Source organism: Bdellovibrio svalbardensis (assembly GCF_029531655.1).
GTDB lineage: Bacteria > Bdellovibrionota > Bdellovibrionia > Bdellovibrionales > Bdellovibrionaceae > Bdellovibrio > Bdellovibrio svalbardensis.
In genome coordinates this window covers 125,383-142,636 of the sequence record NZ_JANRMI010000001.1, presented here as the reverse complement: position 1 = coordinate 142,636, position 17,254 = coordinate 125,383, and the positions used below count along the sequence as shown (strand labels likewise).

Here is a 17,254-nt window from a genome sequence, read left to right as displayed (position 1 = left end):
TCCCACAAGGAGTTCCAGTTTGTCTGAACCAAAAGATCAACCCGGCGTTGAAGCACCAAAAAAGCGCACTCGCACAACCAAAGCGACTGAAGAAGCTTCAACACAACAAGCGGCCCCGGCTGAAAAACCAGCACCCGCTCCAAAACCTGCAGCAGAAGCGCCCGTAGCGGCTCCTCAAACTTCTGCCCCAACTGAAGCTAAAGCAGAAGGCGCACCAGCCGCTGCAACTCAAAGCCAAGCTCCACAACAAGAGCCTCGCGAAAATACAAGACAAGATCGTCCACAACACCAACAACCTCGTCGCGATTTCCGTCCAAGCAATCGTGATAACAGAGATAGAAATGACCGTGGCGGCGGCGGTGGACATCGTCATGATCGCAACGACAGAAACGATCGTGGAGATCGGGGTGACCGTGGTGACAGAGGCGATCGCGGTGATCGTCATGGCGGCGGTGGCGGTCAACGTCGTGATTTCCGTCCTTACGGAAGAAGCAATGAAGATTCTCAACCAAGCGGTGATGAACATTCAAATATGCCTCAACAGGCTCAAGACGTAGACGTTTCAGATATTCAATTAACTGATGAAGAGAAAACATGGCTTTCATCAAAGGATTTGAAATCAAAAAACATCACGCAACTTACTGAGCTTGCAACTAAACTAAAAATTGAAAACGCTGCCGGTCTTCGCCGTCAGGATATGATTTTCGAAATTTTGAAACGTGCTGCAAAACTTGGTCAGGACATTTATGGTTCTGGTGTTCTTGAAATCCTGCCAGATGGTTACGGTTTCTTGCGTTCTCCAGACTTTAACTATCTTCCAGGTCCGGATGATATTTACGTTTCTCCATCACAAATTCGCCGTTTCGGTTTAAGAACGGGTGATACTGTGACGGGAACTGTTCGTCCTCCAAAAGAAGGCGAACGCTATTTTGCACTTTTGAAAGTTGATTCTCTAAACTTCGAGACGACTGAAAAAGGTAAAGATAAAATCCTTTTCGACAACTTGACGCCGCTTTATCCAAATGAGCGTTTGAAGCTTGAGCACAATCCAGGTGACTACACAACACGTGTGGTTGATTTGATGGCGCCACTTGGAAAAGGTCAACGTGCCTTGATCGTTGCCCCACCAAGAACTGGTAAAACAGTTTTGATGCAACAAATTGCCAATGCGATCACGACAAATCATCCGGAAGTAAAATTGATCGTTCTTTTGATCGATGAACGTCCGGAAGAGGTGACTGACATGCAACGTACCGTAAAAGGTGAAGTTGTATCGTCAACATTCGATGAGCCACCAACTCGCCACGTTCAAGTTGCAGAGATGGTTATTGAAAAAGCAAAACGTTTGGTTGAACACAAACATGACGTGGTCATCTTGCTGGATTCTATCACTCGTCTTGCTCGTGCTTACAATACGGTTGTTCCTCCTTCTGGAAAAATCTTGTCAGGTGGTGTGGACTCAAATGCTCTTCACAAACCAAAACGTTTCTTCGGTGCTGCTCGTAATATCGAAGAGGGCGGATCTTTGACGATCATCGCAACAGCATTGATCGACACAGGTTCTCGTATGGATGAGGTTATCTTCGAGGAGTTTAAAGGTACTGGTAATGCCGAGATCCACTTGGATCGTAAGCTTATGGAAAAACGTATCTTCCCTTGCATGGACATCAACAAATCAGGAACTCGTAAAGAAGATCTTCTTATCGACCGCGCTGACTTGAACCGCTTGTGGATCCTCAGAAAAGTCCTGGCTCCGATGAACGTCATCGATGCGATGGAATTCTTGATCGACAAAGTGGGCAACACGAAGTCAAACACGGACTTCTTGAAAGCGATGTCGGGCCCGGGAAACTAAGCTGATTTAAAATGTAAGAACAAAAAAAGGGAGTCTTAAGACTCCCTTTTTTATTTTGGCGATAATGTCTGGAGCCTCAAAAGTTGCTCGAGCCCACGTTTGGTGGGACCGGCGTACTTCTTTACCAGAGGCTTTGGGATTTATTGAGCCAGCGTAGAAGAGGCATCATAAGTTCGAATTCTTTTGCGACTTTCTTTGGGAAATCTTTTTTGAGGGCGATGGAATCGTCGAAGGTTTTTGAGACGAAGAACTGTTTGAGGCGAAGATAGTCGATCATCTCGTGATCGGGAGAGATGCCGCGTGGATTTGTCTTCAGACGTTCACCGGAAATATCTCCGAAATGTTTTTTGAAGTTACGATCTTCGATGATTTCCAAAAATGAATCTGAATGTTGAACAATAGCTTCGCGTATTTTACGAAGCTGTTGGGAGTTCGGCATATACAACCCACCTCCGACAAAAATTTCTCCAGGTTCTATATGAAGATAGAGCCCAGGGCTGTCCATATTCTTTCCATAAGTTCCAAACGGCAAACTGGCAGCGATATTTGTTTTGTAGGGCGTCTTGTCTTTGCTAAACCGAGTATCGCGATAAACGCGCAAGACCGCATGTTTTGGATCGAAGCGAATTTCAGGTGCAAATTTTCGAGCTTCTTCACCAATTTCGCAAATCAAAGCCATCATGGGGAGGCGTAAAAGTTCGTCATAGGTCTCTTTGCGGGGCTGAAACCAATTGCGGCGATTATTCCTTTTTAGAGACCTCAGGAAGCGAAAAGCCTCGGGGGAGAACCCTCTAAAGTCCTGAATTTCAACAATTGAGCTGGTTTTCACAAGGCTAACTCCAGACAGCCATCAGTTAGGCTAAAGTACGGTAAACATGAGGTTATTCTCGAACCAGAGGCCCCTGTTTTCAAGCTGTTTGTTGCCAAAAAAAGCAGCGATTTTTTCTCGACACAGGGGGGTCACTGTGTTAAACCCTTTTAGCTTAAGACCAAAATAGTTTGATTATTTTAGAAGGAACCAGGTCATGAAACAAAACTTGCATCCAAAAGTAAACACAGTGGTATTCAAAGATATCTCTTGTGATTTCCAGTTCTTGGGAACTTCCACTTTGCACTCTAACGAGATGGTAAAATGGGAAGACGGTAAAGAGTATCCATTGGTAAAAGTAGAGATCTCTTCTGCTTCTCACCCATTCTTCACTGGTAAACAGCGTGTAATGGACACTGAAGGTCGTATCGATCGTTTCAAAAAACGTTACGGCAAAAAGTAAATTGCATACCTCCGTCTGGAGGAACGTCTTGCATGAAATGCGGTTCACTTTTCGAACCGCATTTTCTTTTCTGAGCATCATCAAAAAGACTGCTATAATGTTAGCAGTTCAGAATCCACAGCATCAGTTCTAGGAGCAATTCCCATGTTCTCAAAATTGGCAGAAGTTGAATCGCGCTATGAAGAAGTCAATATGTCTCTTCAAAGGCCCGACATCGCTTCGAACCAAACGCAGTATCGCGCATTGATGAAGGAACTTGGCAGCCTAGAGAAGATTGTTTTGGTTTATCGTGATTTCAAAAAGAAAACTGCGAATCTTAAAGACAGCAAAGAACTTTTCACTGCTGAACAAGATCCAGAAATGCGCGAAATGATTCGTGAGGAAATCAAAGAGCTTGAAGCGGAACTTCCTAGCTTGGAAGATCAGTTGAAAATTCTTTTGATCCCGAAAGATCCTAATGACGATAAAAATATCATCTTAGAGATCCGTGCGGGCGCCGGTGGTGATGAAGCTTCTTTGTTCGCCGACGAGCTGTTCCGTGGTTACGTTCACTATGCTTCTTCTCAAGGTTGGAAAGTTGAAATGCTTTCTTTCTCTGAAGGCAACGTGGGTGGAGCTAAAGAGATTATCGCGAGTGTTTCCGGCGACTCTGTTTACAGCAAATTGAAATACGAATCAGGTGTTCATCGCGTACAGCGTGTTCCTAAAACTGAAGCCGCTGGTCGTATTCATACCTCAACTGTCACAGTTGCGGTGATTCCTGAAGTTGAAATCAATGAAGTTAAAATCCCGATGTCTGATGTTCGTATTGAGACGATGCGTTCTCAAGGTTCGGGCGGTCAGTCAGTCAATAGAACTGAATCTGCAGTTCGTGTCGTGCATATTCCGACAGGAATCGACGTGAAGTGCCAAGAGGGTAAATCTCAGCACGCCAATAGAGACCGTGCCTTCCAGATTCTTTACGCTAAACTTCAACAAATTGAAGATGATAAGGCCCGTAAAGAAGCTTCTGATGTTCGTCTTGAGCAAATCGGCACAGGGGATCGTTCAGAGCGTATTCGCACCTACAACTTCCCGCAAACTCGTATTACGGATCACCGTATCGGTTTGACGATCCATCAGCTGGATTCAGTCATGGCCGGATCTTTTGGGTTGCTGATTGATCCACTCGTTGCTAACTTCCAAGCAGAGGCTCTTAAAAAACAGACCTCAGCTTAGGTTGAATGAAACTCAAAGAAGTACTCGATATAACCATCGCTTTCTTCAAAGATAAGAAAATCGAGACTCCACGCCTCGATGCTGAGCTTTTGTTTGCTCATTATCTTAAACTCGAACGCATTCAACTCTATATGAAATTTGATCAGCCTCTTCAGGAAACTGAATTGGCAGGCTTGCGCGAACTAGTCCGTCGCAGAGTACAGGGTGAGCCGGTTGCATATATCTTGGGATACCGTGATTTTTACGGTTATCGTTTTGAGGTGAATTCGGCGACCCTTATTCCCCGTCCAGAAACAGAACATATTGTTGAAGAAGTTGTTAAGTGGACTGCTGATAAAGAAAAACCATGGACCATGATCGACTTGGGATGTGGTTCCGGCTGCATCGGATTAAGTCTGTTGAAACAGCTTCCCCAAGCGCGTCTTATTGCCGTTGATTTATCTGACAAGGCCCTCGAGGTGGCACAAAGAAATGCGCAAACTCTTGAGGTGGCCGATCGCGTTCAATTTGTGCATTCAGATGCCGGGAATGTCGATCTTGTAATGTCATCTTTCAAAGACTTCATGGGACAGGATACTGTGGACGTACTATTGTCAAACCCGCCCTACATCGCCGCCAATGACCCATCGGTGGAAGAGAATGTGAAAAAGTACGAACCCTCCTCGGCACTTTATGCTGACGAAGAAGGTTTGGCCCTTCTGAAAAAGTGGTCAAAAGATTATGCTCCATATCTATCCTCTGAAGCAGTGATGCTGATGGAGATGGGAATGAGCCAGGGTATGGCGATGAAAAGCCATTTTGAAAATTTAAAAATATTTAAAAGTGTTCGTGTTGTGAAAGATCTTTCGGGACATGACAGAGTAATTTACGGAGTGAAGCATGGATAAAATGGTAGTGACGGGCAATGGCCCTCTTCGTGGAACTGTCGCAGCAAGCGGCGCAAAAAATGCGGCTCTTCCGATTTTGTTTTCGACTTTGTTGGCTGAAGGCGAACACGTTTTCAAAAATGTTCCAAAGCTAAAAGACATTGAATCTACGGCCGAGTTGCTGCAAAGCCTTGGCTGCGAAACGCGTTGGGATGGTGACACTTTTAAAGTTGTCGTAAGCCCTCTTCAATCTTATGAAGCTTCTTATGATCTTGTTCGTAAAATGCGTGCAAGCTTCTTGTGTATGGGCCCGATGCTGGCGAAATACGGTGAAGCCGTTGTTTCTCAGCCTGGTGGTTGTGCGATTGGCAGCCGCCCTATTGATCTTCATCTTGAGGGCTTCAAAGCCCTGGGCGCGACCGTTACGCAAAAAGAAGGTTATGTCCACGCAGCGACTCCGAAGCTAAAAGGTGCCACTTTCTTGTTTGAGACTGTGACTGTGGGTGGAACAGAGAACGTGATGATGGCAGCAACTCTTGCTGACGGCGTGACGATTCTTGAAAATGCCGCGAAAGAACCTGAGATCGTGGATCTTGCAGACTATCTGAATAAGATGGGCGCTAAGATCACTGGTCAAGGTACCAGCGTGATTCGTATCGAAGGGGTTTCTAAATTGAAGCCTGCTGAACATACAATCATGGCCGATCGTATCGAGGCTGGAACTTTGTTGATTGCGGGTGCGATCACTAAAGGTCAGGTCACTGTGACGAAATGTGTGCCAGCTCACTTAGAAGCTTTGATTTTGAAAATGCGTGAAGCGGGTTTCAAAATTGAAACAACCAAAGATTCTATGACTATCTTCCCTGCTGATAAGTGGGAAGCGGTTGATATCACGACAGCTCCACATCCTTTGTTCCCGACGGATCTTCAGGCTCAATTCATGGCTTTGATGACAGTGGCTCATGGTACGAGCGTGATCAGCGAAACAGTTTTTGAAAATCGTTTTATGCACGTGACGGAGTTGACTCGTCTAGGTTCTGACATCACGCCAAAAACTCGCGTGGCTGTTGTTCGTGGTATGCCCGGCAAGCTGACTGGGGCGCCTGTGATGGCGACAGATCTTCGTGCCAGTGCCTCGCTGGTTTTGGCGGGCTTGGTCGCTGAGGGTGAAACGGTAGTGAACCGTATTTACCATTTGGATCGCGGTTATGAAAAATTGGAAGACAAGCTTTCAAGCTTGGGCGCAAAAATTCGTAGAACTGAATAGCCAAGACATTTAAAGAAATAAAAAAAGGAGAGCCAAAAGCTCTCCTTTTTTATTTTGTAGGTTTTAAAAAAGAAAAAGGCCAGCAAGGAGGGGATCCGCTGACCTTTTTAGGGAATTAAAAAAAACAGTCTCAGCCCACGGAGGGGATTGGGGCTGAGACTTAATGACCAAAGGCTATTATCTAACCTCAGAGATACCAAACACGAAGAATGTAACTGAGTTGCCACTCGAGTTGACTCCAGGGAGGGGATCCACAGAGTCAAACCCATATGAAGGGGCAAGTTGCTGATCTAGTTCAATACCGCTCATCATAACTTTAGAACCAACGAAAGGAGTAAGATCCATTTGTGACTTGAGAACCAAGATGTTTTGTTGATCGATCACCAAGACAAGTGAACCATCAGCCAAAGCCACAACATCACCTACGTGTGTCTTGAAGTTGTAGTTTTGAAGTTCAGATGAAGTAATCTCTTCGCCTTGAGTTGCATTGTTTGGTAAAACTCCTGCGCGAGCCACTGCTGAAATCGCTAGAACTACCAAGATGTAAATTGCAATCAATGCGTTTCTGATCACTGTTTCCGTCTCCTCAAAAAATCAACGACACTCTCCCATAAAGCAAACGGTGTGCCAATCTGAGACAGTCCTCAGATGCTATACATTCGATTTGAGAGACGAACTTTGGGTTCAATACCCATTCCGGAACTTTTTGGTAATTCCAGAATGGAACGGGGGTTCTATTCTGGAACCATTTGATTGGACTAAAGCACAGACCTTGTTGTTAGACACTCAGACGCATAGTTCTTCCATAAAAACCTCAGTACAATCAGCTATCTATGTCACGCATTCAGGTTACTTGGGTTGTGAAAACTAAAACGGGTCAGGTCAAAGGACCTTACTCTACTGAAGCCATTCTTCGAATGATTGGTGAGGGTGTATTTTCTGGCCAAGAGATGATCTCAAAACTGCCTGATGGTCAGTGGACTTTGATTTCCAAAGAGACAGCTTTCTATGACAAACTTCTTGAAGCCTTAGAGGGTGTTGTCGAAGTTGATCCCAAGAAAGCGCACAAGATGGAAGCGGAGACCGTGATCATGCGTCCTCCCCCATCACCTTCGCGAAATACTCAAAATACGAACACGGAAGCGAAACCAAAACTTCCAAGTTTTGAAAACCTAGGATCGTCGCAACCACAGAATGGTAAGTTTCCCGCAATTGACTTGTATCAGGCTCCCGCACAAGTTGCGCCGGCAACGATTCCAATTCCGAATGTCTCTTCGAACGAAAGCAAAGATTCAGTGATCGAGCTTTCAAATCTGAAGAATATGGAAAAGGGAGAAATGCTGTCGGCGATGCGCGGGCCAATTGTTATTCTGTTAGTAGTGGCTTTAGTCGGCTTCTTCTTGCTGTGGGATACCGGCCCAGCCAAGGGCGACAAAATTCATTTGCTCGCACCTGGTAAAGCGAGTGCTCCCCTTTCAGAAACTCAGGTTCGCGACAAGTTGAATGAATCTTTGTTTGCGATCGAGCAAGACACTTTTGATTCGTATCTAGAGGCGCAGAATAAACTTGTAACAATTGTCGAAGGATCGCCGACCAATATTGAGGTGCGGGCCCTTTTATGCATGGTGTATCGAGAGCTTTGGCCTTATGCCAAGCAGGATGCTCAAGATGTGAGGACCATTGCGATGGTCACCCAAGCGACCCGGGCTTTGAATGTGGTCAGTCCACTAGGTCAAGTGTGTGAGTCGGTTAAACTTCTTACTTCTGGCAGGTATCGCGAAGCGCGTGGAACCGTTGAAGGAATTTTGGAAAGCACCGAGCCGTTTTCTTTGCTGCCGGTTTTGTACGGATACAAGGCGGAACTGCTTGAGGGAGAAAAAGATTTAGTAAATGCCGTTCCCTATTATGAAAAAGCTATCCAACTTTGGGACAAGTGGCTGCACCCTCAAGTGCAGCTTGCCAATTTGTATTATGAGCAACAGAAATTCTCGGATGCCTCCCGGATCCTGCAGGATGTTCTTAAGAGAAATCCAAAACATCGCGAAGCAAAGTTACTGCTTGGAGTTGTAGAGTATCGTGGGTTTAAAAAATCAGACACCGCCTTCACCCTTTTGTCTGCGGCCGTGGATTCCAAAGTGCGTGTTCCGCCCTTATCAGAAGCGCAGGGTCTGCATGCCCTGGCAGAGATTTATGTTTTCCGTAATGAGAAAAAGAAAGCTCTTGAGTTTGCACAGAGAGCGTTTTCTTTGAATCCGAATAATAACGATCTTCGCCAACTGGTTGTCCGCTTGGGCGGTTCAGATAAGGTGAAGAACGACAAATCTCAAAATAACGAATTGTTATTCTTGGGAGATCAATATGTGCGACAGGGTGATTTCCTCGCAGCTCAAGCTGAATTCAAAGCGGCTTTTGAAATGGATCCGAAGAGTGGAACAGCCGCAATGAAGGCGGCAAAATGTTTGTGGCAACTGAATCAAAGCTTTGAGGCCATCGAGTGGTTGGGTAAAGCAATGCGTGCGGAGCCGAAATTGGTTTCAGCCTATGTTCTTCAGGCGGATTATATGTCCCAACGCTATGATTTTGCCGGTGCCATGGCGGCTTTGACAAATGCAACTCGTATTGCTCCTAATAACTATGAAGTTCTGCGCGGGCTGGCCTTAATGGAATTCCGCAAGAACAACATGGGTGGTGCCGTCAACTACGCGACTCGCGCGGTAAAGGTTTACGACGGCGATATTGAGACCTTCATTTTGTTATCAAAGGCGAATGGAGTTCTGGCTCAGTCGATTATGCCGCTTAATAAAAAGGAAATAGAACGCAAAGAAAATGCTGCCAAGGATGCTGTTCGCTATGCAACCAAAGCGGTGGAAATCGATGCGACCAATCCTGAAGCGCAGATCACTTATGCAAAAACGCTGGCAGCCACCAATGGTGTGGATTCGGGTATTACCTACCTGAACGAATTGATAAAACGCTTTTCTTATACCCTTGATTATCGTGTGGCCCTGGCTGAAGTTTATAAATCTGAGGATCGTTACACCCAGGCTCGGGATATTTACGAAAAAGTTGTGGAAGTCGATCCAAGAAATAAGAAAGCTTGGTTGGGATTGGGCGAAAGCAGTAAAGCGATTGGTCTGAATGATAAGGCTTTGAAAGCTTTCTTGCAGGCGGCAGTTCTTGACCCAACAGACGGCGAAGCTCTTTTCCAGGCCGGTAAATTGTATTTTGAAACAGGTCGCTTTGAAGAGGCGATTCAACAGTTCCGCCGCGTGCAAAGGTTGAATCCTAACTACCCGCGTACGAACTATTATATCGGGAAGGCGGCCTTTTCTTCCGGCGACTTGAATGGCGCCATGGAAGCAACGAAGGCTGAGAAAAGATTGAACCCAAATCTAGCAGATTCTTATATCTTGGCGGCCGAAATCTTTACGACTCGTCGTCAGTATCAGGAGTGTGCCGGGGAGTACTCTCAGGCCATGAAATTACGTCCCCAAGGGGCTGAGATTTATGTGAAGGCGGCTCAGTGCTATCGCCAGTCCGGCTCGTTGGATGTGGCGGAAGACATGCTGGCCTTGGCGGCGGCCCGTGAAAGTGGTTATGCGGATATTTACCGCGAGCAGGGTGCGATTTATGAAACCAAAGGGGATGCTCGCTCTGCGGCAACGGCTTACAATAAATATATAGGCCTCTCCCCAAATGCTCCGGATCGTGCTGAAATAGAAGCGAGAATTGGTCGACTCGGCAATTAAAACGGTTGGCTTGCATTCCGACTTCGTCGGGGCAGGTGAGCAGCCTGCGAAAGAATTTAAAGTTTGTTATTTGTAGAACGTTAGTGAAGAAGGGACAAAGTCATGGGAATCAGCGATAAAATGAGAGGACTTGCAACAAACGTACAGGATGGGGTGAAATCTTCGACACTCTCCTTCTTTCATATTTGTTTGCGTTTGATTACAGGATTTTTAGTTGGGTTGACGTTGGCGTTGATTGGTCAAGAATTGATCGGTTACGGAACATTTGCTCTCATTTTTGCAACGATCGTAGTTCTTGCGGTCGTGATGAAACTGCTTTCTGCGTGGAGCTTCGGCCAAATTTTCATTTTTGATTTGATCGTGGTTCTTGTCGGCATGCTGCTTCGAATGTATATTCTTGTCGCACCTTAAACTTAGGATTTCGGAACATGATCGATATTAAACTTCTTGAGAAAAAAGCTGAAAACGGACCTTCTTACTTCGATGAATACAAGCAAGGCTTGATCAATCGCGGTGGCAACTCCGAGATCCTTGATCAAATCATGGATTTGAATAAAAAACGCAAAGAGATGATCGCTCAGGCGGAATCTGCGAAAGCGAATCAAAATAAATTAAGCGGCGAAATTGGAAAATTAAAACGCGAAGGCAAAGATGCCTCAGCGCTTTTAAGCGAAGTTGACGCGATCAAGGGACAAGTTAAAGAACTGGAATTGAAAGCCGCTGAAGCTGATCAAGAAGTTACAAACCTGGCTCTGGTCATTCCCAACAAACCTCACTCTTCAGTGCCAGTGGGTTCTTCTGCTGACGAAAACAAAGAGATTAAAGTTTTCGGAACTCCGACTAAATTTTCTTTTAAAGCAAAAGAACATTGGGAGTTGGGCGAATCTTTGAACATCATCGATTTCGAACGCGCGGGTAAAACCACAGGAACACGCTTTGCCTTTCTAAAAGGGGCGGCGGCGCAAATGGAGCGCGCTTTGATTCAGTTCATGATGGATCTTCACTCTATGAAGCACGGCTACACAGAGATGATTCCGCCATTCATGGTGAACAGCAATAGCTTGCTGGGAACAGGGAACTTCCCGAAATTTAAAGAAGATGTGTTCCACCTTGAGGGGTCTGATCTTTATTTGATTCCGACGGCAGAAGTGCCTGTGACGAATTATTATAATAGCGAGATTTTGGACGAGAAAGATCTTCCACAAAGTTTCTGCGCATACTCTCCCTGCTTCCGTTCAGAAGCAGGAAGTGCGGGCCGAGATACGAAGGGTTTGATCCGCCAACATCAGTTCGACAAAGTGGAGTTGATGACTTTCTGTCATCCTGACAAATCGCATGAAACTCATGAGGCCTTAACGTCTCATGCTGAACAGGTATTGATGAACTTGGAGCTTCCTTTCCGTCGTATGCTTTTGTGCACGGGGGACATGGGCTTTGGATCTGCGAAAACTTATGACTTGGAAGTTTGGCTTCCGGGACAGAATGCGTATCGTGAGATTAGCTCATGCTCTAACTTTGAAGACTTCCAGGCACGTCGTGCAAATATTCGTTTCCGCACAGCAGGTGGGAAGCCTCAGTTCGTTCACACCCTCAATGGCTCAGCTTTGGCGGTAGGAAGAACCTTGGTGGCGATCCTAGAGAACTATCAGCGCGAAGACGGCTCTGTCGCAATTCCGAAAGCTTTGCAAAGCTATATGGGCGGCAGAACAGAAATCCGCTAACTCAAGTTCATCCCGAAAAGGTGTCTGTCGCTTTTTCCGAAAAGACGGCAGGCACTTTTTAGTGTCTACGGTGCGTTAACTTGAGGAACTGCTTGATGTCTCCGGTCAAAACCCATAAAACGGTCGACGGAGAGCTGGTAGAGCGGTTGAATACACCAGTCTTGAAAACTGGCAGGCCTTCGCGGGCCTCGAGGGTTCGAATCCCTCGCTCTCCGCCATTTTAACTAATGGTTTTAAATTTTAAAAAAGCGACCCATTGAGGTCGCTTTTTTGTTTTTAAGCCCACCCTATTTTCAGGAATCGGCATTATGGCAATGTTCATGGATATCATTCTTCATCTTGATCAACATCTTGTGCAATGGCTCGCGTACTTCGGTCCTTGGGTCTATGTGATCATGTTCCTGATTATTTTCTGTGAGACCGGTTTGGTGGTAACGCCTTTCCTGCCGGGGGACTCCTTGCTGTTTGCGTTGGGGGCTTTGACCAGCGTTGAGAATGGGTTAAATCTTTGGATTCTTCTGGGCTCGCTTACTTTGGCTGGGGTTTTGGGCGACACCTGCAACTACCATATCGGAAAATACCTAGGTCCTAAGGTCTTCGATTCTAAAAGCCGTATATTTAAAAAAGAATACCTCGAGCAAACTCAAGGCTTTTATGCGAAATGGGGAGCCTTTACGATTGTAGCGGCCCGCTTTGCACCGATCGTTAGAACCTTTGCTCCGTTTGTGGCGGGAATTGGCACTATGAACTACAAAAAGTTCCTGGCTTACAACGTTGCGGGCGCCATTGCGTGGGTCTTCATTTTTATTCTAGCTGGGCACTATTTTGGCAATCTTCCGGTGGTCAAACGCAACTTCCACATCGTGATTTTCGGAGTAATTTTCGTATCTTTGATCCCGATGCTGGTTCCATGGATCAAAAGCCGTTTTGGCACGCGCTCTTAAGAAGTGACGTTCTTCGGCCCTGGATTTTTCCAATTTTCCAAGGGCCTCAAAACCATCTCAAATACCTGTAAATCTTGATATCTTTCTGAGGACTCTGATGAGGGAGTCTTCTATGAAGATGTTAAGCGCGAAATTCAAAAATTCAGTTTATTTTATTTCGCTTTCTGCGCTAGTGACTGCATTAACAGCCTGTGGAAATCTTTCTGCGGAGATCAGCTCCACTTCCCCGTCTGTATTCCAGCAGCAACAAAAACAAGAGCAACAACAACAACAACAAGATCAGACCCAAAATGAATTTTTAGAGACGATGCCTCTGCACGACCTCGGCGCCAGTGAATATCAAGCTTTTGCAGAAATGGAAGAGCCGGATGCCTTGGATGAGTGGTTCCAAGCACAGCAACCTTCCTCAGAGCAGACTCCTAAGGACGAACCGACCGCCGAGCCAAAATCTACTGATTCCAATCCGAAAGTTCCGACGAAGCCTACGGAGCCCGAGCATCAAGTTGCAGAGTCAGGCGTGATCAAACCGACGGTTTACTATTTCCCAGTCTTTAACGAAGACAAAAAACTTTGTGATAAAGACGAAGTTAGAACCTTGCATGGTACGAGCGGTGAGAAAATTATCAACGTCTGCCCGAGCACTCTGAATTCGTGTGGCCTTCAAGGTTCATGTGCCGTTATTCAAAAAGGTGTTCGTCGCAGTTTCAATATTTCTGATCGCATCAGAGGACAAGATCGCTACTTTGAAATGACGAATACAGAATGCCGTTATGGCTATGGTGTGAGAAGCGCGTGCCTGGATCCTTTCTATACAGTGGCAGCAGATTTAGACATCTATAAACCAGGTGATGTTATTTATGTCCCTGCAGCAGTTGGTTTGAAGTTGCCTGATGGTACAACTCACAATGGATATTTTATTGTGCGCGATCAGGGACGCGGAATTAATGGCAAAGGTCGTTTTGACTTTTACTCTGGTTTCTTAAGTTGGAGAGACAGTCAGAATCCGTTTAGAAAATTGCGCTTTGAAGATATGAAAACTCAGGTGCCCTATGCAAAAATTATCGGAGCGAAAGCGGAGCAGGTGTTGAAAAGTCGCGCATATCCGAAGCTTCCAATGCCACCTCTAAAATAAGCGCTTTTAGCACCATAATCTTAAGTATTCTTAAGTGAGCCATCCCTGCTTGACTATTGTTATTCAGACCCATAACTTGGGCTCCCTATGAAACACGAATTCATGCAAAGAGCCATCGAGCTTTCAAGAATCAATATGCGAGACGGAGCTGGCGGCCCTTTTGGTGCTGTCATCGTTAAAGACGGAAAAATCATCGGCGAAGGATGGAATAAAGTAACGTCATCGAATGATCCTACGGCTCATGCGGAAGTCACTGCGATTCGCGATGCTTGCAGTAAAGTTAAAAACTTCTCTTTAGAGGGCGCTGAAATTTACACAAGCTGTGAACCCTGCCCTATGTGTTTGTCAGCAATTTACTGGTCACGTATCAGCAAAATTTACTATGGCAATACTCGTAAAGATGCTGCTGATATTGAATTCGATGATGACTTCCTTTATCAGGAAATTCCCAAGGACATTAAAGATCGCAAGGTTCCTATGATCCAATGTGGTCACACAGAAGCTTTGGAAGTTTTTAAAGAGTGGCAACACAAAGTCGACAAGGTTCCATACTAGGCATCTGTACTAAAGCCCAGTAAACATAATAGGACTCCAACGGACACTACTTCCTTGGAACAATAGAGGAATGAAAAAGATATTTTCATTCCTCTTTTTATTTTTGAGCGTTTTCCTAATTTCATCCTGTGCCACTAAAGAGAAATTCATTCCTCGCGATATCGCATCTTTGCAAATGAATAACGGCGTTGAGGGGATTTGGTTCCTGCAGGGTACAAGTTCCACACGCGGACCTTACAATGGAGAGCTGGAGCTTCGCAAAAATAACGACGGAACTTACAGTGTTATTCGTGTTGCGACCTACATTAACTACTTTTACGACGGTCTTAAAGTTCAGGAAGTTTGGACAGGCAAAGCCGTTGCTGAAGGAAATTTTCTGACAGTCAGCTATGACCTCAAGCAAGCGGATTTTATTACCCGCTTGGGAGAGCATTCACGCGAGACTGGTGATTTTAAAAATAGCATTACTGTCGTGGAAAGATTTTCTCCTTCTGAAAAAGGACTGGCGACTCAATTCTCGGATCGTAAAGCTTCCAATTATAATGAATGGCTGACCACTCGTCGTAATCTTGAGTCTCAGTCTTTATGGGTGAATGAGCGTCGCAATATTGATGCAAAAGGCCCCAATATTCCAGTCGCCGTTCGAGCAATCATTGGCGCGTTCAAAATGAAAATCGGTTATGACAAAGATCCTTTTGTCCGATCTTTCAAAAATCGCAAAGAATTTGAAGATGAAAGACCGTCTATCGTTTTCGATCCGACTGATTTCGATTTCTATCGTGAAAACAAAGATGTTATTCGTGTTGTAAATAAAATCACGGATGACATCAGCATCACCGAGTCTTCAGTTAAGAGAAATGCTTACTCGCCGACCTTGCAGGAAAAACAGCAAGGTTATGAGCGCAATACCGTGGATCATCACATTAATGATCAGGGGATGGCGGCGATTGCCACTGTGAATGAAGAGGGAAAACTTGTAAATTATGAGAACGATGGCGACGCTGGATTGTGGACCGGGATGTATGTGGGTTCTCAAGCTATGCGCTATCTTGCAACCAAAGATCCTGAGGCTTTGCGAAATGTGAAGAAGTCCCTCAAAGGTCTTTTCATTATGATGGATATTACTGGAAACAGCAGAGAGTTCGCACGGACATTGGTCTCCTATAGACCGGGTCAACCGATTCCAGATAAATGGCATCAAGGGACCGGCCCCTTCCAAAATATTATTTGGCTGGAAGGTGGCAACAATGACATGTTGAAGGGTCTCACTCATGGTTTCTTGTGGGCTAGCTTGGTTATTCCTGAAAGCGAAAAAGAAATTTGGGGACACTTGAAAGAAAAATCGCGTCGCTTGATGGATCTGAAAGTGATCGAGGACAAACCACAGAATCGTCCCGCGGTTTTGGGGTTGGCGGCATTCATTAACAAAGATAAAAATCTGCAAGAGCAGTATGTCCGAAGCTATAATTCACTGAAGGTGAAGGCCTCTGGATATTCTTTTGACACCAGCTTCTATTGGCACGGCAGTGCCGACTGGAGCGGGATCAATCTGGGAGTCGTCGGTGATATCACGGATATTACTATTGCCGATCGTTTGGGTGAAACCAAGATTCGCGATCAGCTGCGTGAACGGTTGATGGATTCTTGGGTCACTTATTCGCCAGCACAACGTCATCTGGTCACTTTGGCTGCTTATGGCTTCGCTTATTCGCAAGGAACTCGTGGCGGCAACTTCAGATCGGATAGCAACGATGAAAAGTTTAGAGCTGCACTAGGGCAAGCAGTATGGGGTTTGCGCGAGATTCCTTATCCTCGCCCTAACCTTGATGTGCAGTATGATCATTCACAGAGACCTGATTGGAGTGTCTCGCCCCTTCCGCGCATGTTCTGGAAGGCTTTCAGCAAGCCCACACCTCCCATGGAGTATTTCTATCAAGGACTTTACGATTATCCGGTTTTTGAGAAAGCGGCATTTGATAGTAACTTCATCTGGAAGGACGGAGCTTTCCTCTATAAAGGGGGGCGTAGCAAGGGTGTCGAGTATTCTGGAATAGATTACCTCTATGCCTATTGGCTGGCTCGTTACTCCCAAGTTCCCAATCTTAAATAAGGTCATTGATATTCACATTTCAATCAGATAGAAAACCGCTATGAAAAAGAATTTGAAAAAGCAAACGGGCAGAGACACTAAAGAACTTAAAGACTTCGCTTTGGGGGAGACCAAAACCGATTATCCACAGACTTATGCACCAGAAGTTCTAGAGGCCTTCGATAATAAGAATCCTGGTAAAATCGCCTGGACGACTTTTGTTTGCACAGAGTTCACTTCTTTGTGTCCTAAGACAGGACAGCCTGATTTCGCAAAAATCTTTATCAACTATATTGCTGATAAGAAGATGGTCGAATCTAAATCAGCAAAGCTATATCTTTTCAGCTTCCGTAATCACGGTGATTTCCACGAAGATTGCGTGCAAACAATCTGTGATGATCTCGTAAAGCTCTTGAAGCCTAAGTATTTGGAAGTGGTCGGAGAGTTCACCCCGCGCGGTGGTATTGCCATCTTCCCTTATGCGAGTTACGGCAATAAAGAGAAATTCTATCAAGATCTTTGGCAAAAACGTTTGAGTGAGTTTGCGCCTGGCAAATATTCAATGGAACTTAGTAAGCTCTACTAGG

Annotated in this window: 15 protein-coding genes and 1 tRNA gene; 14 read left to right on the top strand and 2 right to left on the bottom strand. The window is 45.4% G+C overall.

Annotated features, from left to right (window positions below):
* Positions 1 to 532: 532 nt before the first annotated feature.
* Positions 533 to 1,855: a transcription termination factor Rho gene (gene rho / locus NWE73_RS00705; RefSeq protein ID WP_407652930.1), complete on the top strand. Its 1,323-nt coding sequence runs from the start codon at positions 533 to 535 to the stop codon at positions 1,853 to 1,855.
* Positions 1,856 to 1,976: 121 nt separating this feature from the next.
* Here the strand turns inward: rho and NWE73_RS00700 are convergent, their stop codons facing one another.
* A complete protein-coding gene (locus NWE73_RS00700; protein ID WP_277576343.1) occupies positions 1,977 to 2,684 on the bottom strand; it encodes a DUF2461 domain-containing protein in 708 nt (235 codons plus the stop codon).
* Between the two features lie 196 nt (positions 2,685 to 2,880).
* Between NWE73_RS00700 and NWE73_RS00695 the strand changes: the two genes are divergently transcribed.
* The 4 genes from NWE73_RS00695 (at position 2,881) to murA (ending at position 6,477) form a co-directional block, all read left to right on the top strand.
* Positions 2,881 to 3,126, top strand: coding sequence for a type B 50S ribosomal protein L31 (locus NWE73_RS00695; protein WP_277576342.1), 246 nt, complete (start codon positions 2,881 to 2,883; stop codon positions 3,124 to 3,126).
* A 144-nt stretch (positions 3,127 to 3,270) separates the two neighbouring features.
* Positions 3,271 to 4,344 carry a peptide chain release factor 1 gene (gene prfA, locus NWE73_RS00690; RefSeq protein ID WP_277576341.1) on the top strand — a complete coding sequence of 358 codons (1,074 nt, stop codon included), beginning with the start codon at positions 3,271 to 3,273 and terminating at the stop codon, positions 4,342 to 4,344.
* A gap of 5 nt (positions 4,345 to 4,349) precedes the next feature.
* Positions 4,350 to 5,231: a peptide chain release factor N(5)-glutamine methyltransferase gene (prmC, locus tag NWE73_RS00685; RefSeq protein ID WP_277576340.1), complete on the top strand. Its 882-nt coding sequence runs from the start codon at positions 4,350 to 4,352 to the stop codon at positions 5,229 to 5,231.
* Positions 5,224 to 6,477 carry a UDP-N-acetylglucosamine 1-carboxyvinyltransferase gene (murA, locus tag NWE73_RS00680; protein WP_277576339.1) on the top strand — a complete coding sequence of 418 codons (1,254 nt, stop codon included), beginning with the start codon at positions 5,224 to 5,226 and terminating at the stop codon, positions 6,475 to 6,477. The genes prmC and murA overlap by 8 nt, the downstream gene beginning before the upstream one ends.
* 177 nt (positions 6,478 to 6,654) lie before the next feature.
* Here the strand turns inward: murA and NWE73_RS00675 are convergent, their stop codons facing one another.
* Positions 6,655 to 7,050 carry a hypothetical protein gene (locus NWE73_RS00675; RefSeq protein ID WP_277576338.1) on the bottom strand — a complete coding sequence of 132 codons (396 nt, stop codon included), beginning with the start codon at positions 7,048 to 7,050 and terminating at the stop codon, positions 6,655 to 6,657.
* Positions 7,051 to 7,310: 260 nt separating this feature from the next.
* Here NWE73_RS00675 and NWE73_RS00670 point away from each other — a divergent pair, with 260 nt between their 5' ends.
* From NWE73_RS00670 to queF, 9 genes are all read left to right on the top strand, one after another.
* Positions 7,311 to 10,226 carry a tetratricopeptide repeat protein gene (locus NWE73_RS00670; RefSeq protein WP_277576337.1) on the top strand — a complete coding sequence of 972 codons (2,916 nt, stop codon included), beginning with the start codon at positions 7,311 to 7,313 and terminating at the stop codon, positions 10,224 to 10,226.
* Positions 10,227 to 10,328: 102 nt separating this feature from the next.
* A complete protein-coding gene (locus NWE73_RS00665; RefSeq protein ID WP_277576336.1) occupies positions 10,329 to 10,637 on the top strand; it encodes a hypothetical protein in 309 nt (102 codons plus the stop codon).
* Between the two features lie 17 nt (positions 10,638 to 10,654).
* The gene (gene serS, locus NWE73_RS00660) at positions 10,655 to 11,947 is read left to right on the top strand and encodes a serine--tRNA ligase (protein ID WP_277576335.1); all 1,293 of its coding nucleotides are present in this window, start codon (positions 10,655 to 10,657) and stop codon (positions 11,945 to 11,947) included.
* Positions 11,948 to 12,075: 128 nt separating this feature from the next.
* Positions 12,076 to 12,165, top strand: a tRNA-Ser gene (locus NWE73_RS00655).
* 90 nt (positions 12,166 to 12,255) lie between these two features.
* Entirely contained in the window at positions 12,256 to 12,891 is a 636-nt protein-coding gene (locus tag NWE73_RS00650; protein ID WP_277576334.1) for a DedA family protein, read from the top strand.
* A 112-nt stretch (positions 12,892 to 13,003) separates the two neighbouring features.
* Positions 13,004 to 14,023: a 3D domain-containing protein gene (locus tag NWE73_RS00645; RefSeq protein WP_277576333.1), complete on the top strand. Its 1,020-nt coding sequence runs from the start codon at positions 13,004 to 13,006 to the stop codon at positions 14,021 to 14,023.
* An 87-nt stretch (positions 14,024 to 14,110) separates the two neighbouring features.
* Positions 14,111 to 14,578 carry a nucleoside deaminase gene (locus NWE73_RS00640; protein ID WP_277576332.1) on the top strand — a complete coding sequence of 156 codons (468 nt, stop codon included), beginning with the start codon at positions 14,111 to 14,113 and terminating at the stop codon, positions 14,576 to 14,578.
* 70 nt (positions 14,579 to 14,648) lie between these two features.
* Positions 14,649 to 16,688, top strand: coding sequence for a hypothetical protein (locus tag NWE73_RS00635; RefSeq protein ID WP_277576331.1), 2,040 nt, complete (start codon positions 14,649 to 14,651; stop codon positions 16,686 to 16,688).
* 40 nt (positions 16,689 to 16,728) lie between these two features.
* Positions 16,729 to 17,253 (top strand): preQ(1) synthase, encoded by a 525-nt coding sequence (queF, locus tag NWE73_RS00630; protein WP_277576330.1) that lies wholly within the window; start codon positions 16,729 to 16,731, stop codon positions 17,251 to 17,253.
* Position 17,254 lies beyond the last annotated feature (1 nt).